This is a genomic window from Phenylobacterium sp., from assembly GCF_044358365.1.
Lineage (GTDB): Bacteria > Pseudomonadota > Alphaproteobacteria > Caulobacterales > Caulobacteraceae > Phenylobacterium.
Genome location: NZ_JBIKNZ010000149.1, coordinates 1 through 4,915 on the forward strand (window position 1 = coordinate 1; position 4,915 = coordinate 4,915).

The following is a 4,915-nucleotide window of genomic DNA, read 5'->3' on the forward strand; positions in this document are numbered from 1 at the left end:
GCCGGGCGATCCGGGGGATCCGCCGCTCGTGCCGGGCGAGCCGTTGGTGTCGCCCGAGGAGTGGCCGGAGGATCCCTCGCTGCCGCTCGACGAGCCGGACGACTCGGTCCACGACTGGCTCGAGCTTGGCTCGCCGGAGCTTGACCATCCCGAGGACTCGCCGCTCGACTCCTGGGTGCCGGACGAGCCCTGCGGCTGCTGCGTCGTGGCCCACACGGGGATGTAGAGGAAGTAGCGCATCTGTCCGGAGGCGCCGCTTGAGTTCACGGGCATGGCTTCTTCTCCTTGGCCGGTTCGTACCAGCCGTCTGTGGGCACGGGCTTCGAGCACTCGGCGCTGGCGCGCTCGACCGCCTCGTCGAAGCCGATCTTCGGGAACGCGGTCAGCCCGCTGTCCTGGCAGCAGTTGAGGACCTCGAAGCCTGCCTTCCTGAACTCGGGCAGCAGCGCGTGGAAGCGCCGGTCGAGGCTGTCGTAGAGCACGTTGTTGTGGCGGATCGACTGCGCGGAGCGGTTCTCGTCGAAGGCGTACTTGCGGTCGGTCGCCATCCTGAAGTCGGCGCCGAGGAGGTAGACGCTGCGGAAGCCGAGGTAGTGGAGGAGCCCGAGCGCGGCGAGCATGACGCTGCGCTTGCCCTTGATGCCGAGCGAGTCGGTCGCCGCCGTGTGGCAGCCCCACGAGATCGTGTCGGCGCGGAGGAACGTGCGGTGGTCGAACGAGTCGCTGCGCCGGTACATCAGCACGCCCGGCATGTCGGCCACGCGGAACTGGCTCTGCCGGAAGCGGCCCTCGCCGAGCGCGACGCGCAGGCGCGAGTTCCAGTGCTCGACCGGCACGATCTTCGTGATGCCCGCGTCCTTCCACCCGACGTCGACGAAGCGGTCGGGCGAGTCGACGCACGTCCAGAGCGTCGGGCGGTGCACGGTCCAGGAGTTGTTCACGCCCATCGACACGATGCCGCGTGCGGAGAGCCGCGAGAGGTCGTGCGTCAGGAGGCTCGGCCCGGAGAGGACGAGGAACGCGTGCCTGCCGCGGTAGAAGTTCGCGAGCGACACGTGGTCGAAGTCGGCGGTCCACAGCCGCACGCCGCTCGGCGCTGGCCTGCGCTGGCGGATGCCCGCCTGAAGCGCCGCGATGTCGCCCGCGTGCTCACGCATGGAGGCGCCCCCACACGAAGGGATGCCTGCGCGAGACCGTCGCGCCCGTGAGCCGCGCCGCGCACCACGCGGCCGTGGGCACGCGCCCGAACGACAGGAGGAAGTGCGCGCCCGGGCGTGCGATCCTGCGGATCTCGGCCCACGCGTGGTCGAGGCCTGCGGTGGTCGCGCCGAGCACCACGACGCAGTCGGCCACGCCGTCGCCGACGGGGATGCGCTCTCCTGGACGTGTGGCGGACGGGCCGTGCATGTCAGCCGCCGCGGATGCGGGGTCGATCCCGAGCCCGTCGCAGCGCCTCCTCCTGAGTGCCGACACGAGCGCGTTGTCGCCGCACGCGAGGTGCACGACGAAGCGCGGCTGGGGCCGCATGGATTCGATCGCGAGGATCGCCTCGACGACGTGCCCGGGGTCGCTCATTCGACGGCGCCTCCCTGCGGGGGCACTTCCATCTCGGTGAAGACGACGCCGTTGAGCGCCTCGAAGGCGTAGCGCGTGTTGCCGAAGGAGTCGGGCTCGGCGACGAGCTCCACGCAGACGCCCTCGAGGATGGGCTGCAGGATCGGCACGGCCGCCTTCTCGGGCGGGCACGACTCGGGGACGCCGGGCACGATGCACGCGCCTGCGTTGGCGAATCCCTCGACGCCGTCGTCGGGCTGCGGATGCACCTGCGAGAGGTGCGACTCGTAGCGGTTGATCGCCATGCGGGCCTCCGCCTGCGCGCCCGCCTTGTTCCTGCTCGAGAGGCCGCGGTCGAGCGGCACGTAGCTGCCGTAGGTCTCGCTGTTGGGGTCCGCGTCGATGCGCGCCTCCTGCCACTCGTAGCGCCAGCGGAAGCGCTCGCCGGGAAGCAGGTGGGCCAGCCCGAGGATGGCGCGGAAGCGCGTGCGGTGCTGCTGCGCGAGGCGCAGCGCGGCGTAGCGCTCGCCGAGCCCGGCCTCCTTCCAGATGATCTCCGCGCCGCCGTGGTCGCAGCTGCGCAGGTGGACGTCGCCGTCGACGAGCGGCGTGCCGCCGCTGATGCTCGCGCCCGTCGGCGCGTCGGGCCGGGACGGGTAGACGTCGGCGAAGCGGTGTCGCTCGTCCTGGACGACGATCACGCACCCGAAGGTGCCCGAGACGACGGCGGGTCCGATCTCGCCAACCTTGAGCGGCTGGAGCAGCACGCCGAAGAGCCCCTCGTGCACGCCCGCGATGGGCATCTCGCCCTTGAGGACGAGGTTCTCAGCGAAGTCCTGCGGGAGCTCCTGCTTGCCGCTCGGCGGGTTGTGCCTGGGCAGGTAGACGGGAGCGCCGAGCCCGAGCGCGCCCCAGCGCGGGTAGTCGATGCCCGAGACGTTCTTGACGAGCACCACGTCGCGGTCGCGGCGGGCCAGCAGCGGGTCGGCGGTGCCGGATGCCCCGCGCTCGCCGTCGCGGCGCGCCATGTCCATGAGCTTGTTCCACGCCGCCGCGGACATCTCGATCGGCTCGCCGCGCCGGACGCTCTTGAGGTAGTCCGTCATGGCTAGATCCCGAGCCCCGAGAAGTTGCCGCGCCTGTAGATCTGCTCGACGTACGCCGCCCGTGGCCGACGCACGACCTTCTCGGCGTTGGGGTCCTCCTTGTCCTCGAAGAGGAACCAGAGGTAGTCCCAGCCGTCCTTGTTGATGCCGGTGAAGCCGCCGATCGTGCCGTTGACGACGTTGGGGCTCGCGGCGAAGGAGTAGGTGATCTCCCAGTCGCCGTTGACGCCGCGCTTCGAGCCGCGGGCGCCGAGGAAGAGCACCTCTCCGGCCGCGAAGCCGCGGAAGGCGGAGCTGTTGACGGTGCCGGTGAGCGAGAAGACCGACGCGACGTAGGAGTTCGACACGGCGGACGCCGCCTTGAAGTGCGTCTCGCTGAAGCTGAAGACGGGCACGGTCCGCTCGACGCCCTGCGGGCCGTCGTCGGTCATGTTCACGCCGCTGCGGAAGTCGGGCGCGGGCGGTCCGCCGGGAAGCGCGACGCGCTGCCTCGTCGCGAGCGACACGAACATCGTCTCGCTGCCGCCGCTCGTGTTGAACTCGTACGAGCTCTCCGGCGGCGCGCTGCCCGACGAGCCCTGGTCGTTCGACTCCTGCGGCGAGTAGCGGGCGGTGACGAGGTACTTCGTGTCGCTGATCGGCTCGGCCGAGCGCGACTGCCGCGGCATGCCGTTGTAGCTCGCCGGGCACGCCGAGAGCACGGCGTCGAGCGCGGCGTTCTCGCTCGCGGCCCCGTCGACGAAGTACTTGAGCGTGACCGACGGGCTCGCGCCGGTCGTGACCTCGGTTCCCTCGATGAGCTGGTGGACGGTGGTCGGCATGGTTCAGGCCCAGACGAGCCCGCCTCCCCTCATGGCTTCGAGGATCCCGCGCGTGTGGCTGGCGGTCGCCTGCGCGGCGTTGGCGATTCTCTGCTGCGTGCGCTCGTCGGGGCCGACGAGCCCGGCGGCGGCCGCGAAGCTGAAGGTCCCGGCGCTGCGGAAGCTGCGCTCGGCCTGCCGCGTCGCCTCGCCCGCGAGCTTCACCTGGTCGATCTCGACGGGCTCGACCTCGAGCGGCGGGATCTCGGGCGCCTTGAGCGCGAGGTCCTCGTCGGGGATCGGCTTCAGGGGCGGCGGCTTCGCCTCGTCGGACGCCTTGCGCGCCTCGGCGGCACGCTGCCTGAGCCGCTCGAGCTCCTCGCGCGCCGCATCGAGCTCCGCCGCGTTCGCCTTCGTCTCGGCGCCGCGCGCCTCCTCGAGCGCCGCGATGCGGTCGGTGAGCTCCTTCTCGCGCGCGGCGTTCTCCTCAAGCACGCGGCGGTCGTAGTCGGCCTTCATCCGCGACGCGGCCTCCGAGCCGACGCCGGTCAGCTCGGCGACCTGCTGCAGCACGTACAGCACCGTCCCGACCACCGAGTCGACGATCGCGGCGAAGATCTCGCGCACGGTGACCTCGATGACGGTGAACGCGCCCGCGAGGTCGTAGGTGAAGTCCGTCCAGATGTCCTTGAGGAGCGTGGTGCCGCGCAGCCACAGCACCTTGAGCCCTTGCCAGAGGATCTCGGCGGCGAGCATGATGTTGCCCGCGGCGAGCGCGTCGCCGATGCCGCCGACCGCGACCTTCACGTCCTCGACGGCGCCGCGTGCCTGCACGGCCATGCGGTCGAAGACGCGCCCGACGAAGTCGCCCACGGTCGCGAAGCCGTCGGCCAGGTAGACGACCGCCGCCACGAGGGCGACGACCGCGGCGATGGCGATCCCGACGGGTCCGGTCATGGCCGCCCACGCGGCGGTGGCCGCGCCCGCGACCGTGGCCCACGCGGCGGAGAGGAAGCCGAGCACGGCCGAGAGCGCGCCGACGATGGTGCCGAGCCCGCTGATGACCGCGCCTGCGGCGACGATGGCGACGCCGATCCCGGCGATGGCCGCGCCGACGGTGCCGATGGCGATGGCCCACCCGACGGCGGCGACGACGGACTCGCGGTTGGACTTGATCCACTGGACGACGGCGCCGATCCCGCCCTGGAGCGCGGCGACGACCTCGCGTGCGGCGGGCGCGAGCGCCTCGCCGATGGCGACGGCGACGCGGAGCGTCTGGTCCTTGAGGATCTCGATCTGCGTGCCGAGCTGGTCGGCGGCCTCGGCGGTCTCGCCGGAGATCGAGAGCCCGAGCCGCTGCGCCTCGGCGCGGAAGGCCTGGAGGCCGGAAGCGCCGCCCGCGAGGACGGGCATGAGCTTCGACGCGCTCTTGCCGAAGATCTCCATCGCGAGCCC

At 71.8% G+C, this 4,915-nt stretch carries 6 protein-coding genes; 1 reads left to right on the top strand and 5 read right to left on the bottom strand.

The annotated features are described in order from the left end of the window. On the top strand, positions 1-226 hold a 226-nt coding region (locus ACIQ3B_RS18565), incomplete at its 5' end, for a hypothetical protein (protein WP_397405228.1). 37 nt (positions 227-263) lie between these two features. Here ACIQ3B_RS18565 and ACIQ3B_RS18570 read toward each other — a convergent pair. The 5 genes from ACIQ3B_RS18570 to ACIQ3B_RS18590 all read right to left on the bottom strand — a co-directional run. Next, a complete protein-coding gene (locus ACIQ3B_RS18570) occupies positions 264-1,157 on the bottom strand; it encodes a hypothetical protein (protein WP_397405230.1) in 894 nt (297 codons plus the stop codon). Continuing rightward, a complete protein-coding gene (locus ACIQ3B_RS18575) occupies positions 1,150-1,575 on the bottom strand; it encodes a class I SAM-dependent methyltransferase (protein ID WP_397405232.1) in 426 nt (141 codons plus the stop codon). Before ACIQ3B_RS18575 ends, ACIQ3B_RS18570 begins: the two co-directional genes overlap by 8 nt. Next, positions 1,572-2,660: a hypothetical protein gene (locus tag ACIQ3B_RS18580; RefSeq protein ID WP_397405234.1), complete on the bottom strand. Its 1,089-nt coding sequence runs from the start codon at positions 2,658-2,660 to the stop codon at positions 1,572-1,574. Before ACIQ3B_RS18580 ends, ACIQ3B_RS18575 begins: the two co-directional genes overlap by 4 nt. Before the next feature lie 2 nt (positions 2,661-2,662). Next, positions 2,663-3,481, bottom strand: coding sequence for a hypothetical protein (locus ACIQ3B_RS18585; protein ID WP_397405236.1), 819 nt, complete (start codon positions 3,479-3,481; stop codon positions 2,663-2,665). Positions 3,482-3,484: 3 nt separating this feature from the next. Then, a partial coding sequence (locus tag ACIQ3B_RS18590; RefSeq protein WP_397405238.1) for a phage tail tape measure protein occupies positions 3,485-4,915 on the bottom strand: 1,431 nt, incomplete at its 5' end.